This window comes from Lipingzhangella halophila (genome assembly GCF_014203805.1).
GTDB lineage: Bacteria > Actinomycetota > Actinomycetes > Streptosporangiales > Streptosporangiaceae > Lipingzhangella > Lipingzhangella halophila.
The window spans coordinates 560,605-585,546 of sequence record NZ_JACHJT010000002.1; the positions used below are offsets into that span (position 1 = coordinate 560,605).

The window sequence follows — 24,942 nt, forward strand, 5'->3', positions numbered from 1 at the left end:
GCTCCCGCCGACCTGGGGCGGTGTCGCGGGGTCGCCTGTGCCGCCGGGCGCAGCCGCCTCCTGCCGCCCACCGGCGGCAGCGGGGCTCTGGTCCGGTGTGTGAGGTCGCATCGTGCCCGGCAATCAGGACCGGTACCGGTTGTCGATGGTGTCGCCGAACATGACGTTCCCGCCGCCGGTGCTTACGCCGCCGTAGATCGCACGGCCCGCCTCGTCGCGCCGCTCGCCCGGCTCCTGGTTATCCCGTGCGCCGGGCGGTTGGGGCGGCGGTGCCGGCTCCTCGCGCGTTCCCCGGGCGAATCCCTCCTCGGGCTCGGAGGAGGATTCCGGTTGCGCGGCCGGCTCGGGGACGTGGAGCCACGCGTTCGCGTGGAAGCCCTTGGCGGGCTCGTCGAGGGCGATCGAGTCGAAGTGCCAGCGGTACAGCGCGTGCGTGCCCTCCTCGATGACGTCGGAATAGATCGACTCGGAGACCACCAGGACGAGGTTGCTGGCCGGGTGGTCCGCCAGCGCCTGGCGGACCTGGTCGTTGTCGCGCATCCGGCACACGGTGACCGCGGCCTTGCCGGCGAACCCGTTCTCGCCAATGCGGATGTTCCCCTGGTGGACGGCGACCCGCAGCCGGACCCGGTAGGCATCGTTGAGCGGCTTGTTGTGGTGGTACAGCGCCTTGTCGAGCTCGTTGACGAAGTCGGAGATGGTGCGGTCCTCGACCGTCCCCGGCGGCAGAATCGCGAGCTCGCCGTCGCCCTGCTGCTGCCGGTCCCATTCGAGGCGGTTCAGATCGCCGTTCTCGCAGGCGCGCCGCAGAATCGCCAACAGGTCACTCTGCAGTTTGAGCTGACCTTCCTGGTTCCTGGAGCTGTACGACTCGGCGTCGACCGCGACGGTTAGCCGGCGCAACGGGGGGCTGGTGTCCATGCGCAGTGGTCCTCCCATCGGGATATGGCGGGAATCTCGCCTGTTGTAGCGGCAATCTCCCATATCCCGTCGCGCCGAATCCGGTACTTTTACGGATTCCCCGGAGAAACCATGGATCAGCGCGCGTCGGGGGGAAGCTCCGCCGCATCCGCGAGCGCGCCGAGCGCGGTGATCGCATTTGTGCGATAGCCGGTGTTCACGATCCCGCGCCGCCGCAGGCCCGCCAGCGCCTTCTGCACCGCCGCTTCCGACGCGCCGATGATGGAGGCGAGTTCGGGCTGGGTGATCGGGATTCCCAGCTCAACACGGTCGTCGTGGCGCACCCCGTAGTCCAGGTAGAGCCGGTAGAGCACGCGGGCCAGCCGGACCGGGGCCTCGTGCGCGCTGTAGTCCACCACACGCTCGGTCGTCGAACGGAGCTTGCCGACAACCGACGCGCTCACCGCACGGAACGCCTCGGGGTCCCGGGCCAGGTAGGCCTCGAACTCGCGATGCCCGATGACCAGGGCCAGAACCGGACCGGTGGCGGCGACGGTCGCGACGCGCGGGCGGTCGTCCATTCCGGCAAGCTCACCGATGAGGTCACCGCGGGAGCGGATCGCGAGCAGCACCTCTCGCCCGTTGTGCGAGCTGGACGTCACCTTGGTGAGACCGTCGATGAGGACGTAGACGTGTTTCGTTGTCTCGCCCTGGTGGACGAGGACCTCCTCGGCCGCGAACTCCTTGGGAAGTCCCGCCGCGAAGAGAGTGCGGCGCTGGTCAGGGGTGAGGGAGGCGATGGCGCTCTTCGGGGGCCAGGGGCGACGATCCATAGGCTGCCGTGCTCCAGTCGCGTTATCGGTGCACCGTCGGGTGCGCGGGTTGTCTTATTCGCACCTTCTGGCCACCTCTGTAGGGAGAATGCACTGGATTCCGGAATTCATTCCGGCTCGGACCGCAGTATAGATTTCCCGGTACCGGATGCTGTCCGGATAAATCCGCGGGCCCAAACGCAGAACAATTCGCCCATGCGGGGATGGAAGGAGCAGAACCACCCCCGTCGCCGAACACCCACGCACCCTGGCCGATTATCGTCGGGTGCGTGAAAGCTCCCGTATGGCCTTCGTTCGTGCTCGTACACGGCAACTTCCTCGGCCCGTGGTCCTGGGAGCGCGTGGCCGAAACGCTCCGCGCCCGGGGAGCCCACGTGGTGGCCCCGGACCTGCCCAGCGCAGCCGGCGACAGCGCTCCCGGTGACCTGTACGCCGACGCCCGGACGGTGCGGGACGCCCTCGACGCCACGCACGCACCGGTGATCCTGTGCGGTCATTCCTACGGTGGTGCCGTCATAACCGAGGCGGGCGCGGAGCACCCGGCGGCCACCAGGCTCGTCTACCTCGCCGGCGCCGTGCCCGACATCGGACAGCATCTGGCCTCCCTCGCCCCCGCGGTACCCGACAACACCCCGGAAGACAAGGGTGAGCAGGTGCGGGCGCTCCCCGACGGACGTATCGAACTCACCCCGGAGTCCGCTGCGCACGCGCTGTTCCACGACTGCTCCCCCGCTGAAAGGGACCGGGCACTGCGCAACCTGCGTCCCAGCAATCCCGCGACCGGCGCCCAGCCGCTCACCCGGGCGGCCTGGCACGCCACGCCGGCCACCTACGTGCGCTGCCGCCACGACCGCATGCCAGAGCTGGTGTCCTCGGGGTTCACCGCCACCAACCCGCTTACCGTCGAGCTGCCCACGGGCCACTGCCCCAACTGGAGCGCCCCCGACGACGTGGCGGAGCTCCTGCTGGCCGAGGCCGGACGGATCTAGGTCCAGCGGCGCGCCCTCCGGGCATCTCCCCCGATGCCGGCCGGTACCCACACGGCCGCGGCCCCGGGCGCACTGCGCCCGGGGCCGGCATGGCTGCGCGGAACACCGCCGAGCGTTCCGCCCGGCGGCCACCGCCCTGTTTTTCGAACCAAGTGGCCGTCTGGGTCGGGCGCCGCCGGGGTTCTGGAGGGCCCGCAGGTGGGGCGTCCGCGACCGGCGAAGCCGATTGGGCGGCACACCGGAGGTGCCCGAAGGTTCCCGGCTTCGGGGCGCCCGACCCGGCGAGCGCCAGCGAGCCCAAAAAACACTGCCTAGCCGCGCACCTCGGCCTCGTCGACTGTCCAGGCCCGTGCCTGGTCGCTGATGGTGACACCCAGTCCGGGGCGGGCGGAGAGGTGCATCCGTCCGCCGGAGATCTCCAGGTGCTCGTTGAACAGGGGGTTGAGCCACTCGAAGTGCTCCACCCAGGGTTCGCGCTGGTACGCCGCTGCCAGGTGGATGTGGATCTCCATGGCGAAGTGCGGGGCGATCTGCAGGTTGCGCTGTTCGGCGAGCGACATGACCTTGAGGAACTGGGTGATGCCGCCGATCCGGGGAGCGTCGGGCTGCACGATGTCGGCGCCGCCGTGCCGGATCAGCTCGGCGTGCTCGGCGACACTGGCGAGCATCTCCCCGGTAGCGATGGGGGTGTCGAACGCCTGGGCGAGTGCCGCGTGGCCCTCGGAGTCGTAGGCGTCGAGAGGCTCCTCGATCCACACCAGACCGAACTCCTCGAAGGCCCGGCACATCCGCTGGGCCGCGGCGCGGTCCCACTGCTGGTTGGCGTCGACCATCAGCGGCACGTCATCGCCGAGGTGCTCGCGGACCGCCCGCACCCGTGCGAGGTCCGCGGCGCTGTCGGGCTGGCCCACCTTGAGTTTGATGCCGCCGATCCCCTCCGCGATCGAGGCGGCACTCTTCTCCTGTACTTCCCCGATCGGTGCCTGTAGGAAGCCACCGGAGGTGTTGTAGCAGCGCACCGAGTCGCGGTGCGCGCCGAGAAGCTTGGCCAGCGGCAGCCCGGCACGCTTGGCCTTGAGGTCCCACAGCGCGATGTCGAAGGCGGCGATGGCCTGGACGGCCAGGCCGCTGCGCCCAACCGAGGCGCCCGCCCAGACCAGCTTGTCCCAGATCTTGGCGATGTCGCTGGGATCCTCGCCGATCAGAACGGGGGCGATCTCGCGGGCGTGCGCGAACTGGCCAGGCCCGCCGGCCCGCTTGGAGTAGCTGAAGCCGATGCCCTCGTGCCCGGATTCCGTGCTGATCTCGGCGAAGAGCATGGCGACCTCGGTCATCGGGCGCTGCCGCCCGGTGAAGACCTTTGCGTCGCTGATCGGGTTGTCCAGTGGCAAGGTCACCGACGACAGCCGGATGCCGGTGATGCGGTCCAGGGTCGCCGGGCCGTTCGAGGCGGGATCGATTGGCGTGACGGTCACGGGGGTCCTTTGGTCGTTGGTTTCGGGAACTCGGGTTCCGGCGCCCAGGGTCACCGGCGCGGAAACGGTCGTCGCCCGGTTGTCGCGCTGCCCGCGCCCGGCACCGCAAGAGCCGGGCACGGGCGCGGTGCCGCCCCGGGCGGGTTGCCCGGGGCGGCACCCGCGTTCTACTCGCGGGCCTCGTCGATCGCGTCCATAACCTCGGAGTACTCGCTGCGCTTGTTCTCCACCATGTCGGCGGTGGCGTCCTGGAACTCCTCGGTTTCGACGTCGATGACCTCGATCCCGGAGTCCTCCATCTCGGCGATGGACTCCTCCACCTCGGCGTCCCACAGCTTGCGCTGCTCGGCGATGGACTCCTGGGCGACCTCGCGGAGCAGTTCCTGGTCCTCCTCGGACATCGAGTCGAACAGGTCCGCGCTGACCATGAGGATCTCGGGGATCCGCTGGTGGGCATCGCGGGTGTAGTACTCGGCGGTCTCGTAGTGGCCGCTGCTCACGTAGCTCGGCTCGTTGTTCTCCGCGCCGGTGATGGTCCCGCTCTCCAGGGAGCTGTACACCTCGCCGTAGTCCATGGTCACGCCCGAGCCGCCCATGGCTTCGACCATCTCCACGTTCACGGTTCCGGGCAGCACCCGGATGTCCTGGCCTTCGAGGTCCTCCGGGGACTCGATGGGCTCGTCGACGGTGTAGAAGTTGCGCGCTCCGGCCTCGTAGTAGGCCAGGCCCACGTACCCGGAGTCGCGCACGTCGTCGAGCATCCCCTGGGCGTAGTCGCCCTCCAGGAAGCGCCACAGGTGGTCCTCGTCGTCGAAGACGTAGGGCAGCGCGAACACGCCGAACTCGTCGACGACCTCCGAGACCGGGCTGGTGCTGACCCGGGTCATCTCCACCGCGCCCATCTGCACCTGCTCCAGGACGTCGGCTTCCTCGCCGAGCTGGCCGCCGTGCATCACCTCGATGTCGATCCGCCCGTCGGTGCGCTCGCGCATCTGGTCGGCGAACCAGATGTCCGCCTGGGTCGTGGGGTAGTCCTTGGGGTGCGCCTCGGCCAGCGACCACTCGTAGGTGTCGTCGCCACCGCCGCCGCTGCCGCAGCCGCTGAGCAGCACGGCGCCGGACGCTCCGACGGCCGCGATCTTGCGCCAGGAGCCGGTGGGGAACAGTTTCTGCATTGCCATTGCGCGATCTCTTTCGTGTCGGTTGGTGGGCCGTTTGGTGGGCCGTGGGGAGTGGGGTCAGGGCTCGCCGGGCACGCCCGCTAGAAGCCCATCACCGTTGGGAGCCACATAGTGAGTCCAGGGATGAAGGTGATCCCGAGCAGGACCACCAGCATCGGTGCGTAGAACGGCAAGGTGCCGCGGGTGGCGTCCTCGATCGTGATCCGGCCGATGGCCGAACCGACGAAGAGCACACCGCCGACGGGCGGGGTCAGCAGGCCCAGCCCGAGGTTGAGCATCAGCATGATTCCGAACTGGATCGGGTCCATGCCCACGCTTTCCGCCACCGGGAGCAGGATCGGCGTGGCGATCAGGATCAGCGGCGCCATATCCATGATCGCGCCGAGTGCCAGCAGCAGCAGGTTGATCAGCAGCAGAACGACGATCGGGTTCTCGGAGACGCTTGTCAGGGCGTTGGTCAGTGCCGCGGGGATGCGCAGCATGGTGAGCATGTAGCCGAACGCCCCTGCGGCGGCGATCAGGAACAGCACCGACGACAGCGTCAGCATGGCGCGGCTCAGCACACCGATCAGGCCCTTGGGGGTCAGCTCGCGGTAGAACACCAACCCCACGAGCAGCGCCCACACGCAGGCGATCGCCGACGACTCGGTGGCCGTGAAGACACCGCTGATGACGCCGCCGATGATGATGACCGGCGTAAGCACGCCGAGCAGCCCCTGCCACACGATCCTGGGCGCGTCGCGCAGCGGGATCCGCTCGCCTTTGGGGTACTTGCGCCACCGGGCCAGGGCGTAGGTCAGTACCAGCAGGGCCACACCGAGCAGCAGCCCCGGAAGGAGCCCGGCCATGAAGAGCGCCCCGATGGAGACGCTGCTGCCGGCGGCCAGCGCGTACATGATCACGTTGTGGCTCGGCGGGATCAGCACGCCCTGGATCGCGCTGGAGATGGTGACTCCCACCGAGAAGCGCGCGTCGTAGCCGGCGCGCTTCATGATCGGGATCATCACCGACCCGATGGAGGAGGTGTCGGCGACCGCGGACCCCGAGATACCCCCGAAGAACGTGCTGGCCACCACGTTGAGCATGGCCATGCCGCCGCGCAGGCGTCCGATGAGCAGGTTCGCCAGGTCGATCAGCCGCCGGGTGATCCCGCCGGCGCTCATGATCTCCCCGGCCAGGATGAAGAACGGGATCGCCAGCAGGGGGAACGTCAGCAACTGGTTGATCATCTGCTGCCCGACAACGGGCAGCGGAATACCCATGTACAGGATGGTGCTCAGTGCGGAGAGAGCGAGACTCAGCGCGATCGGCACGCGCAGCACGAGCGCGACAGCGAACACGCCGACCAGCAGCACCACGCCCAGGGGATCAACGATCATCGCGGGCCTCGCTTTCCTCTTCGCCCTCTTCGCCGTCCTCGGGCGTCGCCAGGGCGCCGCGGCCCGTCTCCACGTTGAGTAGCTGGAGCGCGCTGTAGACGCAGACGAGCACGCCCGCCACCGGCATCGGGGCGTACTGCACCGCGGTGGGCAGGCCGGTCGCGGGCAGGGTGCTGTTCATGGTCAGCAGGGTGAGCTGCCATCCCTGGACCACCAGGTAGATCCCGAACACCAGGAACAGCGCGGGCGTGAGCCACCGCACCGCGGTGCGCGCCCGGCGGGGCAGGCGGTCGGCGACGAAGGTGACGCCGATGTGCGCGTGCTCGCGGACCCCGATCGCCACGCCGAGCAGTCCGAGCCAGGGGAGCAGTACCAGCGCCGTCTCCGGGGCCCAGGGCGGACTGTCACTCAGCACGAAACGGCCGAACACCTGCCAGGACACCACGACCACCATCGCGGCCAGCCCGGTCAGGGCGAGGGTGTCGGTGGTGCGGTCGACGGCTCGGAGCACTCCCCCCGTAACCGCCTGGAACTTAGGCATCATTGGACATCGGCCTCACTCCGGTCCGGGGCGTTTGGCGAGCGTCTCGGCGATGGTGGCCAGGCGCCGCGCCGAGGCGAGACCGCCGTGGTACATGTGGAACTCGCCAGCCCCGGCCCCCGCGAAGCAGTCCATCAGCGCACCCAGGTCCTCCGGGTCAGCGGGCTGCGGCGGCAGCGCGAGTATGTAGGCCCCGATGTCCACCTTGGACGGTGCGAGCCGCCGCAGCGCGGCCAACCCGTCGGCCGCCACGTCCGGCGGGATCCAGCAGTTGCCCACCAGGCAGTCGACCTCGGGCACCCCGCCCGCCACGGTGGAGAACGGACCGGTGCCCCACGGGTTCGCCGAGGCGTGCATCGTGATCCGGATGTCGGGCCGCACTTCGCGTGCCCGCGCCACCAGCCTGGCAGCCAGGTCCGCCGCGGTCCCGGTGCGGATCTCGCGCACCTGCGCCGCGAGCGGGCCGAGAGCCGCGTCGACCGACTCCGGGGGTTCGGCGGCGTCCACGCCGTCGCACACCCGGCCCCGCAGCTCCACGGGGTCGACCCCGCGGTCGCGGTACAGCTCCAGACAGGCGGTGCAGAAGCACAGCGAGAGCAGGTCGAGCTGGACGGCTGTCCAGTCGGCGCCCTCGGTCTTCTCGTGGTGGCCGCCGTGCCGGGCGCCCAGCGGGCCGCACGCCTCCAGGATGAGGCCGTCGGGTGCCCCCAGGGTCATGACCTCGCTGACCAGGCGTTCGCAGTAGTCCACGACGTCGGGCGCGGAGGGGCACAGCGCGTAGGTGTAGCGGTCGCCGAACGCGTTGCGCACCGTCAGGTCCTCGTTGGCGGTGCCCAGCAGCGAGTTGTGCGTGAGCACCACCCACGCGTGCACGGGCAGGCCGGCGCCGCGCACCGCGTCGCGAGCCGCCCCGAACGGGTCCGCGCCGGGGACCCAGTCAGGTTCGGCGGGCACCAGCCGGCTGCCCTGCCACGCCGACGGGCGCACCGGGACGTAGCAGGCGGCGGATCGGGCCTGGACCATCCGGTGGTCCGGGTGCTGCGGGGTCGCGGCGCGCACAGTGTGGTACGAGGCCGCGATGGCGACGGCGTCGGCGTTGAGCCCGGCCAGCCGTTCGGCTGCGCCCGGGTCGCCGACCACGTCCCAGGGGTAGGCGTAGACAGTGCTCACCAGTGGCCCTTCTTCGGCTCGAACGTGGGATGGAAGCGCCGCATGTAGCTGGTGTCGTCCCGGCGTTGGATACCGCAGCGCTGGTACTGCTCGTGCATCTTCGCGAGTGCGTCCCGGTCGATCTCGACGCCGAGGCCCGGGCCGTCCGGCACCGGAACGGCGCCGCCCTCGAAGCGCAGCGCGCCGGGTGCGATCACGTCCTGGCCGTCCTGCCAGGGGGTGTGGGTGTCGCAGGCGTGCTTGAGGCTGGGAATGGTCGCGGCCAGGTGGGTCATCGCCGCGAGGCTGACGCCCAGGTGCGAGTTGGAGTGCATCGACAGCTCGATGCCGAAGGTCTCGCACAGCGAGGCCACGTGTGCCGACCGCACCAGGCCGCCCCAGTAGTGGTGGTCGCTGAGCAGCACTCCGATGGCGCCCTGTGCGATCGCGGGCGGCAGGTGCTCGTGGGTGACCACGCACATGTTCGTCGCCAGCGGCATGGGCACCCGCGATGCGACCTCGGCCATACCGTCGATCCCGGGAGCGGGGTCTTCGAGGTACTCCAGGGTACCCGCGAGGGCCTCACCCACCCGCAATGAGGTGGCGGGGGTCCACGCCGCGTTGGGGTCGAGCCGCAGCGGCAGGTCGGGGAAGGCGTCGCGGAGCGCGCGGATCGCCTCGATCTCCTGGTCGGGGGCGAACACGCCGCCCTTCAGCTTGATCGAGGTGAACCCGTACTCCTCGATGAACAGGCGCGCCTGGGCGACGATGCCCTCGGGGTCCAGCGCCGCGCCGAACCGGTCGTCGTCCTCCCCGGGGTGGCCCGCCCACTTGTAGAAGAGGTAGGCGCTGTAGGGGACCGCCGGGCGCACAGCCCCGCCCAGGAGGTCGGCCACGGGCCGGCCGGCCGCCTTGCCCTGGATGTCCAGCAGGGCCACCTCGAAGGGCGAGTACACGGCGTCGACCGTCTTCTGGTTGCTCCCGGCGCCGGTGAGCCCGTGCTGGTCGGTTACGACGTCGTTGCCGACGCTGGCGGCGACGCGGGCGTATGCGTCGTGCAGCGCGTAGACGTCCAGCCCGACCAGCTCGCGGCCGGCGGCGCGCACCTTGGCCAAGTGCGCCTGGTCGCCATAGGTCTCGCCCAGACCGGTCAGGCCCTCGTCGGTGAGCACCTCGACGATGGTGCGCAGTGCCCAGGGCTCGTGCACCCCGGTCGCGTTGAGCAGCGGTGGGTCGCGGAACGCCACCGGAGTGGCGATGATTTCCCAGATGCGCACGGTCACTCCTTCACGGCCGCGAGGCCCGACTCGATCAGCGCCTCCAGAGCGGACATGTGCTCGGGAGTCGGGTCCGTCAGCGGGGGCCGCACGCCTCCGGCGTCCAGGCCCCGGATCCGTGCCCCCGCCTTGACCAGCGAAACAGCGTATCCGGGAACCTGGTCGCGCAGGTTGGTGAGAGGGCGGTAGAAGTCGGTGAGCAGCTTGCGCACCGTCTTGTCGTCCCCGTTGTTGAGAGCGTTGTAGAACGCCATCGCCACCTCGGGCACGAACGCGAACGCCGCCGAGGAGTACAGGCGCACTCCCGCGGCCCGGTACGCGGCGACCGACATCTCCGCCGTGGGCAGGCCGTTGAAGAACAGGAAGTCCTCGCCGGCTTCCTCGCGGACCGTGAGCACGATGCGCTGCACCTGCTCGATGTCGCCGAGCCCGTCCTTGAAGCCCACGATCTTGGGGTGGGCGGCGAGCCGCGCCGCGCCTTCGGGGGTGAACCGCGCGTTGTTGCGCTGGTAGATGACGACCGACAGGTCCGTCGCGTCGGCGACCTGGCGCACGTAGGCGTCCAGGCCGGCCTCGGTGGAGTTGACCAGGTACGGGGGCATGAGCAGCAGCCCGTCGGCGCCGGCGCGTTCGGCCGCCTTGGCGCACGCGATGGCGTGCGGCAGCGCCCCTCCGGCCCCGGCCACCACGGGCACGCGGTGGTCGACCGCCTCCACGGCGCCCCGGACCGCCTGCTCGAAGTCCGGCAGGCCGAGCGCGTGGAACTCGCCAGTGCCACACGCGACGAAAACTCCACCAACCCCGGCGTCGACGCCGTTCGCCACATGGCTCGCCAGGACGTCCGGAGCGACCTCACCGGCGGAGTCGAAGGGGGTCAGGGGGAAGAAGAGCAAGCCATCCAACCGCATACAAGCTCGATTCATATATGTGAACAAAAGTTTTCATTGTGAACAGTGGCTAGAAATGTAAAATGAGGGATCAGCCCTGTCAAGAGGGTGTAAACGGGTCATTAACAGCGAAGGCGCACGTCATGACGGTGAAATCGGCAGACCGCACGATCGAGGTCCTAGAGGTACTCGCCCGCTCCACGACTTCACTGTCCCTTGCTGACCTGCATGAGGAACTCGGGTACCCCAAGTCGAGCCTGTACACGCTGCTGCAGACACTGGTGGCCCGGCGCTGGGTGGAGACCGACATGCGCGGAGGGCTCTACCGGATCGGGGTGGGGGCCCTGCTCGCCGGAACCTCCTACCTGGACCGCGACCCTGTGGCGCGGGTGGCGGCCCCCGTTCTGGAAGAGGTGCGCACGGAGGTCAACGAGACGGTGCACCTCGCCCGGCTCGACGGCGCGAGCATCGTCTACCTGGCCAGCCGCGAGTCCCAGCACCATCTGCGGACCGTGTCCCGGGTGGGGCGCCGGCTGCCGGCCTACGCGACCGCGCTCGGGCGCGCCATCCTCGCCAACCGGCCCGACGGCGCCGACCTCGTGCCAAAACACCCGGAGGTGCTCAGCCCGAAGGGGATCGCCGACCGCGACACGATCCTGGCCGAGCTGGAACTGGCCAGCGCCCGCGGCTACTCGGCCGAGAGCGAGCAGACCAATCCGGGCCTCGGCTGCCGCGCCGTGGTACTCGGCTACAACGATCCGGTTACCGACGCGCTGAGCTGCTCGGTTCCGCTCGCCCGGCTGGACGAGCAACATGGCGAGAAGATCGTCAACACGCTTCTCGACGCCTCCCGCCGCATTACCGACCTGCTGATGAGATAGGACTAGGAGAACCCACCGTGAGTGAACGCATCCTGATCACCGGCGCCGCCGGCACCCTCGCCAGTCTGATGCGTCCCCGACTCGCCAAGCCAGGCCGGACCCTGCGGCTGGTGGATATCGTTCGGCCCGACGACCCCGGGCCGAACGAGGAAGTGGTGGTCGCGAGCGTCACCGATGCGGCCGCGATGGCCGAGGCGATGCGCGACGTCTCCGCCGTCATCCATCTTGGCGGGCACAGCCAGGAGGCGTCCTGGGAGGCCATGCTGGACGTCAACATGCACGGCACCTACGTGGTGCTGGAGGCCGCCCGCGTGGCCGGGGTGAACCGTGTGGTGCTGGCGACATCCAACCACGCGGTCGGCTTCCACCCGCGCGTGCGGGAGGTGCCCGACTACGCGTTCCCGCGCCCCGACACCTTCTACGGCGTCAGCAAGGTGACCATGGAGGCGCTGGGCAGCCTGTACCACGACAGCTTCGGGATGGACATCATCGCGGTGCGCATCGGAAGCTGTTTCGCCAAGCCCAAGGACATCCGGATGATGGCGCACTGGCTCTCTCCCGACGACGGTGCCCAACTGTTCGAGGTGTGCATGAGCACCCCGTCCCCGGGTTTCCGTGTCGTGTGGGGGGTCTCCGACAACACCCGGCGCTGGCTCGCCCTCGACGAGGCCCGCGCGCTGGGCTTCGAACCCCAGGACGACTCCGAGAAGTTCGCCGCCGAGCTCATCGCCAAGGAGGGCGAGCCCGACCTCACGAAGCCGCCCCACAACATGATCGGCGGAAGGTGGCGCGTCGCCGCCGCCGACCCCGAGGGCGCCACCCCCCGCGTCGACCGCAAGTAGGCGCTGGCCAGACGAACGAGTGGTGCCGCCGGGTGCACGGGCGGGCCCGTGCACCCGGCGGCGCGCTGGGCGTAGGGGTTCCGCGTCGAACCCGGTCCCGGGGACACCTCCAGCACCGGGAACGCCCCCGCGGACACCGCCCTACCGCAGCTCGCGGGTATGGGTCTTCGGGGGCGGAGTCATTGCCAGCCGGACCACCGCGGGCAGGTCGTCAATCTCCAGGGCCTCGCGCAGGGTGGCGATCTCTTCTCTGTGGATCCGTTGCCAGGTGGACGCGGCATCCGCGTCGGCGTCGAGCGTGATGTCGAGGACCACGCCGGGGTCGTGCCACGAGCCCGTGAGGCGGGCGTGCGCCCTGCGGATACCGGGGTACTGGTCGATCTTGTCCTCCAGTACGTGGCGGACGGCCGCCGCGGGTATCTCGGTGACCCCGCGGGAGCTCTCTCCCTCGACACGTAGGCGGCCCATCGTGTCGCTCCGCCATTGGACCACGAGCCAGCGCACCGCCACCAGCGCCACAACGATGGCGACCGCGGCCCCGGCGTAGGGCACCCACGGTTGGCGGAACCGGTCCAGCACGGCCTCGCCCACGAGCGGGGCTCCGGCGACCCCGGCGCCGAAGGCGCCGAGTCCGGCCGCGAGCGATACCGCCCCCGCTCCCGCGAGCAGAATCCCCAGGAGCCCCAGACCCCACCGGTTTCCGTGCGCTGACCTGCGAGTCCGGTTTCCCAATGGCACTGTTATCACGCCTTTGCGAGCTTGATTCGTGTACGGATCCGCAACGGGCGTAGAGGAGCGAGCTCGGCAAGTCGTTCGCGTACCGCGTCACCGACCGCCTCGCGCAGCCCGTCCGCGGCACGCAGGTGGGTGTTCGCCCGGACCCGGACACGCCGTCGGCCGACCGACACCCGCGCCCCCTCAACGCCGTCGACCTCGCGAGCCGCGGTGGCGAGTGCCGACCGCATGCCGGCCCTGGACAGGCCCACCGCCAGCGCCGGGTCGCCGGTCCGCAGCGGCAGGTAGCCGCCACGCCCGGGAATGAGTGCTGCCACCAGCAAGATCAGGCCGAGGAGCACCAGCGCGCCGGACACACCCAGCACTGCGGGATGGTTCCACCCCGTGCCCGACAGCACGGGGACGATGGCCCCGACCGGGATGATCCCCAGCGGGCTGCCCACCAGGGTGGAGACGATCTCGGCGGCGATAAGCACCGCGCCGGCCAGGAGCACCAGGCCGGCGAGCAACGCCGGCCACGAACGCGAAGGCCGGAAGGTCCGTATTGCGGACCGTCGCGCCCGCGTCTCAGCGCTGGGGCCGGACCGGCGTTCGGCCGCCCCCGCCTCCTCGACTGTGGTCATGCTGGTTCAGTGCTCCCGTTCGTCCTCCCCGCCGGCATCGGGGAGGCCGCCTTCCCCCGGGAAGGGACGGTCTCCCCGAGGCCGGTTCCGGGTGCGGACCAGTTCGGCGATCTCGATGTCGATGTGCCGCACGGTCAACCCCGTGTACTCGGCCACCCGGTGTTTCACGTGCGCGCGGACCTCGCGGGCCATGCGCCGCAACGGGCTTGGGTAGTGCACCGCGATCACCAGCCGCAACGTGACGTTGGTTCCGCTGACACGGGCGTGCGACCGCGCGCCGCCCCCACCCACCAGTCCGCCGAAGCGTCCCGTGAGCGCGCGGCTGCCGCTGACCTCGGACACGGCGGCGGTGGCGATCTTGGCGACGACCCGGTCGGGCACGGTTGTGGTGCCGCGCTCAGCGGGCGGCGGGCCGGCGCCCTGTCCGGGCGCGGTCCTCGGTGCCGCGGTGGCTGTGCTCATCGGTTCGCCCACTCCTGCTCTCGTACCGCGGCCGACGGCATCGCGCGCTCTGCTGCCCGCGCGCCGCGGGCGGGAACCGCCTGCACGGGGTCAGCGCCGGCTGAACATGTCGGCCAGGTTGATCTCGCCGTCGTAGGCGCGCCCCGCCAGGAACCCGGCGGCGCCGAACAGCAGGACCAGGGTGAACGCCGCGAAGCCGCCGAAATACCCCGAGAGCCCCAGCACCGCCCCGAAGGCCAACCCGACGATGGACCACATGGGGCCCACCTCCTCATCCGTGTGCTCGTGCGACCGGGCACCGCGCGGGGCCCGCCGCTCTGCCTGCCCGCCGGATCACCGCACCGGAGGTGTCACCGTGCCCGCGGGATCGGGCGCGACGTCCTCGATCGACACGTGCACGCGGCGGCCGGGCACCATGGCCAGCACGGCGTCGTGGACGTCGGCGGCGATCTCGGGCAGTGGCCGCCCGAGGCGCACCACCACTCCGACCTGGACACTGTCGTCGCGCAGCGCCACCCCCTCGATCCGGCCGCCGGGAACCGGGGTACACACGGTGCCCAACGAGCCCGACGACAACCCCTCGATGTCTGGCAGCCCGCTGACCGTGTCCGCGATCCGCCGCCCCTCGCTCGCCACGTCGCCGCGCACGCCGTCACTCAACGCGGGGCTCGGACTGGCCGCTCCCGCCGCCCTCGTCGTCTCCGGGCAGGTGGATGTCCTCGATGCTAATGTTGATCTCGGTGACCTCAAGTCCCGTCATGCCCTCGACGGCGGTGACCACGTTGCGCCGGACCGCGGCGGCCAGGTCGGGGATGGACACCCCGTACTCGACGACGAACTGCAGGTCCACCGCGGCCTGCCGCTCACCCACCTCCACGGTCACGCCGCGGGCGACGGTGCTGGTGGAGGTGGAGCCGGGAATACGGTCTCGTACGGCGCCGAGGGCGCGGGCGGCTCCGCCGCCCATCTCGTACACTCCCCCCATCTCACGGGTCGCCATCCCCGCGATCTTGGCGACAACGCTGTCGGCGATCGAGGGGCGACTGGCCTCGGTGCTCTCGCTCGACGTGGTGGAACGGCCGCTCTTCTCGCCACGGGCCGATGGAACTTTGGTCTCCGACTCACTGGTATGCGCTGCTTCGGTCATGACAGTGCTCCTATCTGGGTGCGGGAGGCCCGGCGGTGGTCACGGGCCGGTACGCGACCACCACAGCAACGAGCCAATCCCCAGAACGGAATGTAACTGTCCTAAAACCTTATGTAGCTACGGCGCGCCGAACGGTCGATATGTCTGGCGCTTCCGGACCGGACGAGGCCGCGCCTCGCCGATGCCTGAACCGCGCTGAGGGGAGCCGGATCCGGCGCGGTGCAGCCAAGCCGAGGGCCGCGGAGGAAGCTGCCCGAGCCCCCGCACAGCCGGAGACACCGGCGATAGTGGTGCGTTCGGCACGAGCCCCGGCGGGGAGGGATCACTGCGCGGGGGCGGCGTCGACGATGCCGGGGCGCACCTCGCGCACTTGTTGCGCTATCTCGCGCACCGTGTCGCCGCTCCGTCGCGGGTAGATGATCAACCGTGGCAGCCGCGCCGTTCCGTGCCAGCCCGTTCCGCGGCCGCGGTACATGGCGAAGGTGGGCACCGGCGAGAGGCGGCCGCCGGCGTCGGTCAGGTAGACGACGAGGAGCCGCCGCAGCGTGTCGTTGATCCACCGTTCCTCGCGGGCGACGCTGGTGACGTCGCTCCACGGCACCGCCAGCTCGCGGCCGGGATACCACCACATGCGCTCCTGCACCAGCAGAAGTCCGTGCTCGTCGGCCTCGATGTACTGGGTGGTGAGGTGCCGCGGTAGGAGGCGGAGCCGCCACGCGGCCGCGACGCACACCAGTACGCCCCAGATCGCGAGCACACCTCGCGCGAACGCGGTCTCGACCGGGTCGCCGTCCGGTTCCGCGGAGACGGCCGGCACGATAAGGAGCGCCGGCGCACCCAGGACCACCAGCCAGAGCGCGTCCTCCAGCCACGCCTCGACCATCCAGCGCCGCATGTCCGCGACGTGTCTCCCCGAGCGGCCGCCCTGTCCACCGGCTGGGGGCATGTGTTCCTCCGTTGCCGTGCGACCCTGTTCGACAGGCCCGGCACCACCCTTGCGGGCCGCGGTGAACGGACGGCCGGGTGTTCCTTACCGGGGCGGGACGAGGCGGTAACGGTGCCGGCGAGGAGGTACCTCGCGGCACCCCGCTGGCCCGCCGCTGTCACTCCTCTTCGAGATCCTCGCGGTCCGTGCCGGTCTCCTCCATCGCGTCCCGCAGCTCAGCCCTCATCTCCCGCCGGGTGTCCGGGGACTTCCGCGCCTCGTCGCCGCGCTCCTTCGGCAGGACGTCGTCGGTGTCCGTCGTCTTCTCGATGGACTCCTCCGGCTGGGTCACGGCGAGCCTCCTCTCCGTGGACGTCAGTGGTCAGCCAGCCACCCGGCACGGCATCCGCGTTCACACCCGCGCCACCTGCCACGGGCGGCGGCCGGAACCGTTGGAGCCCTCTGGCCCGGCCCGGAACGGCGGCCCGCGCCGGGCGGAGGGGTCACCCCATGTCCCAGAGCAGCCGGTAGTAGGCGATGCGCTCCGCGTCCGGGGCGATGCCGTACGCCTCGTACAGAATGCCGTCGTGGCCCGTGCCGTAGTTCAAGTCGAGGCTCCACGCCGCGACCGCGAGGTCGGCCCACCGGTCAGCCACACCGAGCGAGCCGAGGTCGACATGCGCGGCGAACGTGCCGTCGTCGTGCAGCAGCGTGTTGGGGGCGCACGCGTCGCCGTGGCAGACAACGAGGCGGTCGGTCGCTGGCGGCTCGGCTATGCGCGCGCGAGCTTCGGCCGGATCGAGGTGCCGGTGCTCGGGAAACCGCGTCGACGCCGCCTCGCCGGCGGCGAGGCGTTCGTCGACGCGGGCGATCCGGCGGGCAGCGCTCCAGTCGAACGGGCACTGCGCTACGGGGAGGGTGTCGTGCAGCAGGCGCAGCCCCCGTCCGATCGACGCCGCCGCGGTCACCGGGTCGGCGAGCCACCGGGGCTCCACCGCCGTGCGCCCCGGGACCGCTGACGTAACCAGCCATGCGCCGCTGGCGTCCGCGCCGTGCCCGATGACCGACGGGACGGCCACCCAGCGCCGCGCCCACGTCAGGCGCTCCGCCTCCCCGGGGAAGTCGATCTCCGGGGTGCCCGCGGCGACCCATTTGACGTACCTCGTCTCGCCGTGCGGGGCATCGAGGCGAAACGTCAGGCCGCCGAGCTCGTTGTGCCACACCGGCGTTATGGCGTCGCCTCCGGCGAGCGCCGTGACGACATCGGGAACGGCCACTGGCCCGGTTGGGATCTCGGAAGCGGCGGGACGGCTCACGAAATGTGATCCTGCCAGAACGGCGGAGCCGCAGCGAAGGCGTTTCCGCCCGGCCCAACGGCGACCGCCGGCCCCGCTGGCGCGAAAGGCGGCGACGGCCGCCCGGTCCGGAACGCGTGATCCGCGACGCGTACCCGCCGACTGCCCACCCACCACGGCCCCGGCAGCGCAGCCACCGCCTTCGGCTCCGCGGCGCCACTGTGCCGCGATGCGGGCCCGCGGGGCGGCCCGACCCGGTATCAGGTCCCGCGCGAGGCCGCCGGGCCGCTCTCGGGTGCGGCCGGATGCCGCGCGGCGGGGCGCTCGCGGGCCTCGCTCAGCCAGCTCATGGGCTCGACACCGCGCACAACCGGGTTGCTGAGGGTGCCCACCTCGGTAATCTCGATCTCCACGGTGTCCCCGGCCATGAGGGTGAAATCCATACCGGGCACGATTCCGGTGCCGGTGGCCAGCACCGCCCCCTCCGGGAACGGCTGGCCGCGGAACAGGTAGTCGACCAGCTCCGCGGGGCCGCGGCGGAGAGCCGCCAGCGGGACCTCCCCGTCGAACGGGCGCATGCCGCGACGCCGCACGCTCATGCGGACCCACTGGTCGTCGAGGGCTCCGACCTGCCACGCCGGAGTGATCTCGGTGGCCAGGGCACAGCTACCGGCATAGACCTTCGCCTGCGGCAGGTACAGGGCGTTCTCGCCCTCAATAGAGCGGGAGCTCACGTCGTTGCACACCGCGTAGCCCACGATCTCCCCGTAGGCGTTGCTCACGACCGCCAGCTCGGGTTCGGGCACGTCCAGCTCGGAGTCGGCGCGAATCGCGATCGGTTCGCCGTGCGTGACGACCCGCCAGGACACCGCCTTGAAGAACAGCTCGGGGCGCGTGGCGGTGTAGACGTGGTCGTACAGGTCGCCGCTGTCGCTCTCCTCGCCGCGGGCCTCGCGGGAACGCTCGTAGGTCACGCCGCTGGCCCAGACCTCGGTGTGCCCGTCCACCGGCGGGAGAAGGGTGACGTCGGGGCGCCGGTGCGTGGCCGCCTTTGGGGCCTGCTCGACGCGTTCGCGGAGCTGCCGCAGCGGGAGCCGCAGCAGGTCGGCGACGCGGTGCACCCCGTCCAGCTCCCGGATTCCGTCGTCCGCGTCGCGGAGACCGACCCGAACGGTTCCCGCGGCGTCAGCGAATCGCACAATCCCAGGCACAGCGGTCCTCTCTCTCGGTGGGCGTCGCGCGGCGTCGAGCCGCGAGTGGCGGCGCGGTGCTTCCGCACGCCACCAGTGTCCAACATGCTGTACTCAAGACATGATGCTGAACGTAACACGGACGGCGCTTGGCGCATACCGAGTCCCGGCGATCTCTTGACCTGGATCACCTTCGCGCTCTAGCGTCCTTTTCGAGATATTGTCTTCGGTTCAACATACTGAACAAGTCGGGTTCGCAGTTCCCTCATGCGAGCTCCGGACCCCGGGCGGTGGCCACAACCCTCATGACCAGAGCACTGACACTGACGTTCCACCGCGCGCCGGCGGCGCGCGGTGCCGGTACGGCGCCCGCTGTCCTGGCGCCGTTGGGGAGCGCCGCACCGCTCGTCCTCGCCCGCCCCGTCCGGCGGGCGCCGGCGTTGGGCTCCGTGTGACGGCCCCGACGCCCGAAGGGCGGCGCCATCGCCTGCCCCACGCGGGCGCGGCCGCAGCGGCCGCGCGAACACCGCGCCCCGCCGCCTGCTTCCGTGCCGCTGGCCCGCCCGCCTCAGCGCGCGTGCGCGGAGACGCCCATCCGGGTGCCGATATCGCGGGTGAGCTGGCGCAGCTCCGCCACACGCGAGTCGAGCCGCCGCGCCGAGGAACGCGTGTCCAGGCCGGTGAAACTCACCGCGGCCGGTTGGCCGGTGCCGAACGTCCCGGGAACGGTCATCGCGAGACACAGCAAACCCTCGACGGTCTCGCTGTCGTCCACCGCGTACCCGCGCTCGCGGGTCGTCGCAAGGTCGGCCCGCAGCGCCGCCGGTTCCGTGATCGACTGAGGGGTCATCCGGGGCAGCGGGGCTTGCTCCGCCAGCCGGGCACCCACGTCCTCGTCCGCGAGCTCCGCGAGGATCGCCTTGCCGGTCGCCGTGGTGGTCGCGGGAAGCGGCCGCCCGATCTGGGAGGCGAGGATGACCGGGGTCCGGCCGTCGCGGCGGGCCAGGTAGACGACCTCCAGGCGCGCCTCGTTGAGCACCGCGAGCTGCACTGTCTCGTCCAGAGCGGCTTCGCGGGCACGGCACGCCTCCTGGAACTCGTGCACGATGTCGACTCCGGCCAGATAGGCGTCCGCGTAGCCGACCAGCCGCTGGCCGAGTCGGAAGCCCTCGGATCTGCGCTGCAACAGCCCGCCGTCCACAAGCGCGGCGCAGATGTTGGACACCGACGACTTCGCGAGGCCGAGCCGGCGCGCGAGCTCACTGAGCCCCACGGTCTGGCCGCGTTCCTCGGCCAGCACATCCAGGATCGCGGCCGCCCGCGTCACCGCCGGCGCCAGCGAACGTTCCTGACTCACTCGTATCTCCCCCCGCACTGGCACGACGCGTTCAGCATAGTGAACAACTCGGGCCCCCGCATGGTCCGGCCGGCGGACGAGCCCCGGTCGAGACCACGCGTGTGCCATCCCGCCGCGGCCGGGCTCCGGGCTCGTGCGGCGCCTCACCCGTAGGACACGAACGAAGAGGAAGGGGCAACACCCATGGCCACCACCGAATCCGGCCCGAACGGGCGCCGCAGCAGCCACTGGTTCGGCGCGAGCGGCCGATCCGGGATGCTGTACCGCTCGTGGATGCGCAACCAGGGCTTCAGCGACGAGGTGTTCGACGGGCGGCCCGTCGTCGGCATCGCCGTGTCCGGCTCTGAGCTGGCTCCTTGCAACGCGCACCTCTCCCGGATGGCGGAGTCGGTGAAACGCGGGGTGTGGCAGGCCGGCGGATTCCCACTGGAGTTCCCCGTGATGGCGCTCGGCGAGACCGTGCTGCGCCCAACGGCGATGTTCTACCGCAACCTGCTGGCCATGGAGGCCGAGGAGCTGATGCGCGCCAACCCGCTCGACGGGGTGGTGCTGCTCTCCGGGTGCGACAAGACCACACCCGGGCTGCTCATGGCCGCCGCCAGTGTCGACCTCCCCGCGATGATGCTCACCGGCGGCCCGATGCTGAACGGCAAGTTCCGCGGCCAGGACATCGGGTCGGGCACGCACGTGTGGAAGTTCGAGGAGGAGGTCCGGGCCGGCCGCATGAGCGAGGCCGACTGCGCCTTCGCCGAGTCCTGCATGTCGCGTTCCAACGGGCACTGCATGACCATGGGAACCGCCTCCACGATGGCCTGCATGGCCGAGGCCCTGGGCATGCAGCCGCCCTACGGTGCGACGTGGCCGGCCGTGGACGCGCGCCGCTACGCCGCCGCGCAACGCGCGGGACAGCGGGCCGTCACCCTGATCGAGGAGGACATCCGGCCCTCATCGATCATGACGCGCGAGGCGTTCGAGAACGCCATCCGGGTCAACGCCGCGATTGGCGGCTCCACCAACGCGGTGATCCACCTGCTGGCGATCGCCGGGCGGCTCGGCGTGCCGCTCTCCCTGGACGACTTCGACACCCTGGTCCGGGACATCCCCACCCTGCTGGACCTGATGCCCAGCGGCCGCTTCCTGATGGAGGACTTCTGCTACGCCGGCGGGCTCCCCGCGGTGCTGGCCGAGCTCGGTGCGGCGCTGCACACCAGCGCCCCCACCGTCACGGGCGAGCCCCTCGGCGCGGTGGTCGAGTCGGGCAGCGCCGAGTGCCACAACCGCGAGGTCATCCGGCCCCTCGACAACCCGTTCCAGCCCGCCGGCACCGGCACCGCGGTACTGCGCGGGAACCTCGCGCCCAACGGCGCGGTGGTGAAGCAGTCGGCCGCCAGTCCGCACCTGATGCGGCACCGGGGCAGGGCGCGCGTTTTCGACTCGCCCGAGGAGTACTACGCGGTCGCCGACGACCCGGAGCTGGACGTGGACGCGGACACGGTGCTGGTACTGCGCAACTGCGGACCGGTCGGCTACCCGGGCATGCCCGAGGTCAGCAACGTGGCCCTGCCGACCAGGCTGCTCGATGAGGGTGTGACCGACATGGTGCGCGTCTGCGACGGGAGGATGTCGGGCACGGCGTACGGCACCGTGGTCCTGCACACCGCACCCGAGGCGGCGGTCGGCGGCCCCCTCGCGCTGGTCCGCGACGGCGACGAGATCACCCTGGACGTGGCCGCGCGCACCCTGACCCTGGAGGTGGCCGACCAGGAGCTGGACCGGCGCCGGTCCGCGTGGACCCCGCCCGCGCCGCACTCGGATCGCGGTTGGAGCAAGCTCTACGGCGACCACGCCCTCCAGGCGGACCAGGGTGCGGACCTGGACTTCCTGGTCGGAGCGAGCGGGCACGCGGTCCCCCGGGAGTCGCACTGAGCAATGAAAACGCCCGAGCGGTCCGGGCGCCCCGCGGGGCGCCCGGACCGCTCGGGCCGGACCACTCGGGCCGGGCCGTGCCCGTCAGCGAGCTACTTCGCGGGCAGCTCCAGCTCGCCGTTGACGCGGCGCGGGATTCCCAGCGGGTTGTCGTCGCGCAGCGCGTCGGGCAGCAGGTGCTGCGGAATGTCCTGGTAGGACACGGGGCGCAGGAACCGCCGGATCGCCGTGGTGCCCACCGAGGTGTGCAGCACCGACGTGCTCGCGGGGTAGGGACCGCCGTGGTGCATGGCGTGCGTGACGGACACCCCGGTGGGCCACCCGTTCCACAGCACCCGCCCAGCGCGCTCGGCGAGCTGGGTGACCAGCGGCCCCACGGGCTCGTCGTTCTCGGCGTGCACCGTGGCCGTGAGCTGGCCGGGCAGTGCCGCGGCGACCTGGTCGCGTTCCTCCTCTGTGGAGTAGGTCACCACCACCGACGCGGGTCCGAAGCGCTCCTCCAGCAGCTCCGAGGTGTTCTCCAGGAGCGCCCGGGCGCTGGTCCGCACCAGGGTCGGGGTCCAGGCCTGCTCGCCGTCGCCGTTCGCGGACGCCTCGCCGCGGACCAGGACCTCCACCTCGGGGTGCGACACCAGAGAGTCCACACCCGAGGAGAAGCCGCTCTCGACTCGCTCGTTGAGCATCGCGGCAGCGGGGCGCTGGCGGACGGCCTCCACCAGCGCGTCCAGCGACGTGCCCTCGGGCAGCAGCAGCACGCCCGGCTTGGTGCAGAACTGGCCGACGCCCAGGGTGAACGAGCCCGCGTAGCCGGAGAGGATCTCCTCACCGCGCGCGTCCACCGCGCCCCGCGTCACGAACACCGGGTTGATGCTGCCGAGCTCCCCGTAGAAGGGAATGGGGTCGGGCCGTCCCATGGCGAGGTCGTGCAGCGCGCGTCCACCGGCGATCGAGCCGGTGAATCCGACCGCGCGGACCTGCGGGTGGAGCACGAGGCGCCGGCCGGTCTCGTCGCCCAGGACCACCGCGAACGTGCCCTCCGGCGCGCCCGCCGCGCGAAGCGCCCTGCTGACCACCTCGCCGGTGCGCACGGAAAGCTCCGGGTGCCCCGGGTGCCCCTTCACGACAACGGGGCAGCCCGCCGCGAGCGCGGACGCGCTGTCGCCGCCCGCGACGCTGAACGCGAACGGGAAGTTGCTGGCACCGAAGACCCCGACGGGGCCCAGCGGCTGCAGGATGCGCCGCACATCGGGACGCGCCCCCATGGGCCAGTCGGGGTCGGCCGTGTCGATTGTGGCTTCCAGGTAGCCACCGTCCTCAAGCGTGCCCGCGAACAGGCGCAGCTGGAACGTGGTGCGGGCCAGTTCCCCGCGCAGCCGGGGCTCGGGCAGCCGGCTCTCCCGCTGGGCCACGGGGACCAACTCGTCTGCGGCGGCGTCCAGCGCGTCGGCGGCGGCCCGCAGCATCGTGGCGCGCTCACGCGGACGGAGGGCCCCGAACTCCGCGGCGGCTCCCGCGGCGGCGTCCATAGTCCGGTCGAGTTCGGTTTCGCTGGTGTCCTGGAGTGTCGGCTGTGTCATCGTCCTCGTCGTCCATCCTGATGTTGGCTGTCGAGCGCGTGCGGAGCCGGGTGCGTGTGTACTCAGTCCGAGCTTGGCTCGCGGAACCGGCGGGTGGCCGGCTGCTCGCGCGCCCCGGCCGGGGAACTCTCCGGGGCCGCCGGGTGGCGGCCCAGTACGTCGAGTCCCAGACGGGCACGCCGGACCCGCTCTCGTGCGCTCGTGAGCGCCACGTTACGCACCTGCTCGCCCGAGGGGTAAATGTCGGGAGCGTTCCGGAGCCCGAACTTGATGTAGACGGGTGCCGCGGCCTCGATGATCCCGACTATCTCATGATGACGCACGAACCCTCCAATGTTGTCGGGGGCCTCCACGTAGAAGTCCAAGGTCGCGCGGCTGGCGGCGCGAAGCTCGGCAAGCTGGTGCAGGGTCAGGTCCGAGGGGACGTTCACGGTGTCGGCGCCGAGGTACTCCTGCACGCGCAGGGCCGCCGGGTTCGCCGGGGCCGCCATCACCGAGATCTTGAGCTGCAGCTCCGCAGGAAGATCCCCGCGGCCGCGCAGCGTGTGCAGGGTCCACAGCAGTCCGTCGTCGGCGACCAGCAGGCTGCGCACCCCCAGGCCCACGGCGCGTTCGGCTTCCGCCACTCCGGCGGCGAGGCCGTTGGCGCCGCGGCTCCGCGCCCCGATCGAGCCGGCCGCACTGTCCCGAGCGGCCCCGATGTCCCAGTTCGCGCCCGGGCGGGCGAACAGGCACAGCTCGATGTTGTGCTCACCGCTGACCCGGACCATCTCGGTGATCTCGGCGTCAGTGAGCATTCCCACGCCCGAGCCCTGCGAGACGCGGTGGATCGGCACGTCGAGGGTGCGGGCGGACTCCAGCACCTCGGCCAGGGCCTCGGGGCCCTCGACGCTGGGGATCTCCAGGCGCCAGGTGCCTCCGTCGGGGAAGGCGGCACCGGAGCGCGGTGGCGCGGTGTCGGCGCCGAGGAGGTCGAGCGCGTCGAGGGCGGCGTGCCCAGGGGTACGGAAGGGCGGAGCGTGCGTCATGGCGGTCCTTACGGGGAACCCGGATGTTCGATATATAGAACGACGTTCTTTATTTCGTTCAGGCTAGTGCGCCCCCCGGCGCCGGGTCAACGCCGGCCGCGGGGACTCCGTGTGCGGCACGGCCAGTGCGCGAAGTCACAGACGCGCTTGACCGGAAACACATGCCGTGCGTACATTAACCAAAATTACAAACAAAGTTCGAAATATCGAACACTATGGTGCTCCCACCGCGCCCCGCCAACGTTCGGGCGGCCGGGCTCGGCCCGGGAAACGCGCCATCCCCCCTTGACGGTCGCGCTCGCCGGCGAGCGAGCGCGGCACCACCCAGACAGGTCGGATATCC

At 71.0% G+C, this 24,942-nt stretch carries 26 protein-coding genes; 4 read left to right on the top strand and 22 right to left on the bottom strand.

Annotated features, from left to right (window positions below):
- Positions 1 to 123: 123 nt before the first annotated feature.
- Together F4561_RS29540 and F4561_RS29545 are read right to left on the bottom strand one after the other, a co-directional pair.
- Positions 124 to 921 carry a hypothetical protein gene (locus F4561_RS29540; protein WP_184584983.1) on the bottom strand — a complete coding sequence of 266 codons (798 nt, stop codon included), beginning with the start codon at positions 919 to 921 and terminating at the stop codon, positions 124 to 126.
- Between the two features lie 116 nt (positions 922 to 1,037).
- Positions 1,038 to 1,733 (bottom strand): Crp/Fnr family transcriptional regulator, encoded by a 696-nt coding sequence (locus F4561_RS29545; RefSeq protein ID WP_184584984.1) that lies wholly within the window; start codon positions 1,731 to 1,733, stop codon positions 1,038 to 1,040.
- Positions 1,734 to 2,002: 269 nt separating this feature from the next.
- On the opposite strand from F4561_RS29545, the gene F4561_RS29550 reads away from it, so the two are divergent.
- Positions 2,003 to 2,722 (top strand): alpha/beta fold hydrolase, encoded by a 720-nt coding sequence (locus F4561_RS29550; RefSeq protein ID WP_184584985.1) that lies wholly within the window; start codon positions 2,003 to 2,005, stop codon positions 2,720 to 2,722.
- A gap of 311 nt (positions 2,723 to 3,033) precedes the next feature.
- Here F4561_RS29550 and F4561_RS29555 read toward each other — a convergent pair whose 3' ends face one another.
- The 7 genes from F4561_RS29555 to F4561_RS29585 form a co-directional block, all read right to left on the bottom strand.
- Positions 3,034 to 4,197, bottom strand: coding sequence for an L-talarate/galactarate dehydratase (locus F4561_RS29555; RefSeq protein WP_184584986.1), 1,164 nt, complete (start codon positions 4,195 to 4,197; stop codon positions 3,034 to 3,036).
- Positions 4,198 to 4,364: 167 nt separating this feature from the next.
- Entirely contained in the window at positions 4,365 to 5,378 is a 1,014-nt protein-coding gene (locus F4561_RS29560; protein WP_184584987.1) for a TRAP transporter substrate-binding protein, read from the bottom strand.
- Positions 5,379 to 5,458: 80 nt separating this feature from the next.
- A complete protein-coding gene (locus tag F4561_RS29565; protein WP_184584988.1) occupies positions 5,459 to 6,757 on the bottom strand; it encodes a TRAP transporter large permease in 1,299 nt (432 codons plus the stop codon).
- Positions 6,747 to 7,301, bottom strand: coding sequence for a TRAP transporter small permease (locus F4561_RS29570; RefSeq protein WP_184584989.1), 555 nt, complete (start codon positions 7,299 to 7,301; stop codon positions 6,747 to 6,749). The genes F4561_RS29565 and F4561_RS29570 overlap by 11 nt, the downstream gene beginning before the upstream one ends.
- 12 nt (positions 7,302 to 7,313) lie before the next feature.
- Entirely contained in the window at positions 7,314 to 8,468 is a 1,155-nt protein-coding gene (locus F4561_RS29575; RefSeq protein ID WP_184584990.1) for a hypothetical protein, read from the bottom strand.
- A complete protein-coding gene (locus tag F4561_RS29580) occupies positions 8,465 to 9,724 on the bottom strand; it encodes a glucarate dehydratase family protein (protein ID WP_184584991.1) in 1,260 nt (419 codons plus the stop codon). The genes F4561_RS29575 and F4561_RS29580 overlap by 4 nt, the downstream gene beginning before the upstream one ends.
- 2 nt (positions 9,725 to 9,726) lie before the next feature.
- A complete protein-coding gene (locus tag F4561_RS29585) occupies positions 9,727 to 10,632 on the bottom strand; it encodes a 5-dehydro-4-deoxyglucarate dehydratase (RefSeq protein WP_184584992.1) in 906 nt (301 codons plus the stop codon).
- Positions 10,633 to 10,754: 122 nt separating this feature from the next.
- Between F4561_RS29585 and F4561_RS29590 the strand changes: the two genes are divergently transcribed.
- Entirely contained in the window at positions 10,755 to 11,492 is a 738-nt protein-coding gene (locus tag F4561_RS29590; RefSeq protein ID WP_184584993.1) for an IclR family transcriptional regulator, read from the top strand.
- Between the two features lie 17 nt (positions 11,493 to 11,509).
- Positions 11,510 to 12,334 (top strand): NAD-dependent epimerase/dehydratase family protein, encoded by an 825-nt coding sequence (locus F4561_RS29595; RefSeq protein ID WP_184584994.1) that lies wholly within the window; start codon positions 11,510 to 11,512, stop codon positions 12,332 to 12,334.
- Positions 12,335 to 12,475: 141 nt separating this feature from the next.
- Here F4561_RS29595 and amaP read toward each other — a convergent pair whose 3' ends face one another.
- The 11 genes from amaP to F4561_RS29650 all read right to left on the bottom strand — a co-directional run bounded on the left by amaP (position 12,476) and on the right by F4561_RS29650 (position 20,068).
- Positions 12,476 to 13,066: an alkaline shock response membrane anchor protein AmaP gene (gene amaP, locus F4561_RS29600; RefSeq protein WP_221446382.1), complete on the bottom strand. Its 591-nt coding sequence runs from the start codon at positions 13,064 to 13,066 to the stop codon at positions 12,476 to 12,478.
- Positions 13,067 to 13,077: 11 nt separating this feature from the next.
- Positions 13,078 to 13,692 (bottom strand): DUF6286 domain-containing protein, encoded by a 615-nt coding sequence (locus F4561_RS29605; RefSeq protein WP_184584996.1) that lies wholly within the window; start codon positions 13,690 to 13,692, stop codon positions 13,078 to 13,080.
- A gap of 6 nt (positions 13,693 to 13,698) precedes the next feature.
- Positions 13,699 to 14,154, bottom strand: coding sequence for an Asp23/Gls24 family envelope stress response protein (locus F4561_RS29610; RefSeq protein WP_184584997.1), 456 nt, complete (start codon positions 14,152 to 14,154; stop codon positions 13,699 to 13,701).
- 90 nt (positions 14,155 to 14,244) lie between these two features.
- On the bottom strand, positions 14,245 to 14,412 hold the full coding sequence (locus F4561_RS29615; protein WP_184584998.1) for a hypothetical protein: 168 nt from the start codon (positions 14,410 to 14,412) through the stop codon (positions 14,245 to 14,247).
- A gap of 75 nt (positions 14,413 to 14,487) precedes the next feature.
- Entirely contained in the window at positions 14,488 to 14,802 is a 315-nt protein-coding gene (locus tag F4561_RS29620) for a hypothetical protein (RefSeq protein WP_312885708.1), read from the bottom strand.
- A gap of 4 nt (positions 14,803 to 14,806) precedes the next feature.
- The gene (locus F4561_RS29625) at positions 14,807 to 15,301 is read right to left on the bottom strand and encodes an Asp23/Gls24 family envelope stress response protein (protein ID WP_184584999.1); all 495 of its coding nucleotides are present in this window, start codon (positions 15,299 to 15,301) and stop codon (positions 14,807 to 14,809) included.
- Between the two features lie 322 nt (positions 15,302 to 15,623).
- A complete protein-coding gene (locus F4561_RS29630; RefSeq protein ID WP_184585000.1) occupies positions 15,624 to 16,247 on the bottom strand; it encodes a hypothetical protein in 624 nt (207 codons plus the stop codon).
- A gap of 157 nt (positions 16,248 to 16,404) precedes the next feature.
- The gene (locus tag F4561_RS29635) at positions 16,405 to 16,578 is read right to left on the bottom strand and encodes a hypothetical protein (protein ID WP_184585001.1); all 174 of its coding nucleotides are present in this window, start codon (positions 16,576 to 16,578) and stop codon (positions 16,405 to 16,407) included.
- A gap of 151 nt (positions 16,579 to 16,729) precedes the next feature.
- On the bottom strand, positions 16,730 to 17,542 hold the full coding sequence (locus F4561_RS29640) for an aminoglycoside 3'-phosphotransferase (protein ID WP_184585002.1): 813 nt from the start codon (positions 17,540 to 17,542) through the stop codon (positions 16,730 to 16,732).
- Between the two features lie 239 nt (positions 17,543 to 17,781).
- Positions 17,782 to 18,720, bottom strand: a complete 939-nt coding sequence (locus F4561_RS29645) for a fumarylacetoacetate hydrolase family protein (RefSeq protein ID WP_312885709.1) — start codon at positions 18,718 to 18,720, stop codon at positions 17,782 to 17,784.
- Positions 18,721 to 19,279: 559 nt separating this feature from the next.
- Positions 19,280 to 20,068 (bottom strand): IclR family transcriptional regulator, encoded by a 789-nt coding sequence (locus tag F4561_RS29650; protein ID WP_184585004.1) that lies wholly within the window; start codon positions 20,066 to 20,068, stop codon positions 19,280 to 19,282.
- Between the two features lie 183 nt (positions 20,069 to 20,251).
- Here F4561_RS29650 and F4561_RS29655 point away from each other — a divergent pair, with 183 nt between their 5' ends.
- Entirely contained in the window at positions 20,252 to 21,994 is a 1,743-nt protein-coding gene (locus F4561_RS29655) for an IlvD/Edd family dehydratase (protein WP_184585005.1), read from the top strand.
- Positions 21,995 to 22,086: 92 nt separating this feature from the next.
- Here the strand turns inward: F4561_RS29655 and F4561_RS29660 are convergent, their stop codons facing one another.
- Complete coding sequence (locus F4561_RS29660) at positions 22,087 to 23,571, bottom strand: aldehyde dehydrogenase (NADP(+)) (protein ID WP_184585006.1); 1,485 nt, start codon at positions 23,569 to 23,571, stop codon at positions 22,087 to 22,089.
- 62 nt (positions 23,572 to 23,633) lie between these two features.
- Complete coding sequence (locus F4561_RS29665; RefSeq protein WP_184585007.1) at positions 23,634 to 24,599, bottom strand: hypothetical protein; 966 nt, start codon at positions 24,597 to 24,599, stop codon at positions 23,634 to 23,636.
- Positions 24,600 to 24,942: the final 343 nt, after the last annotated feature.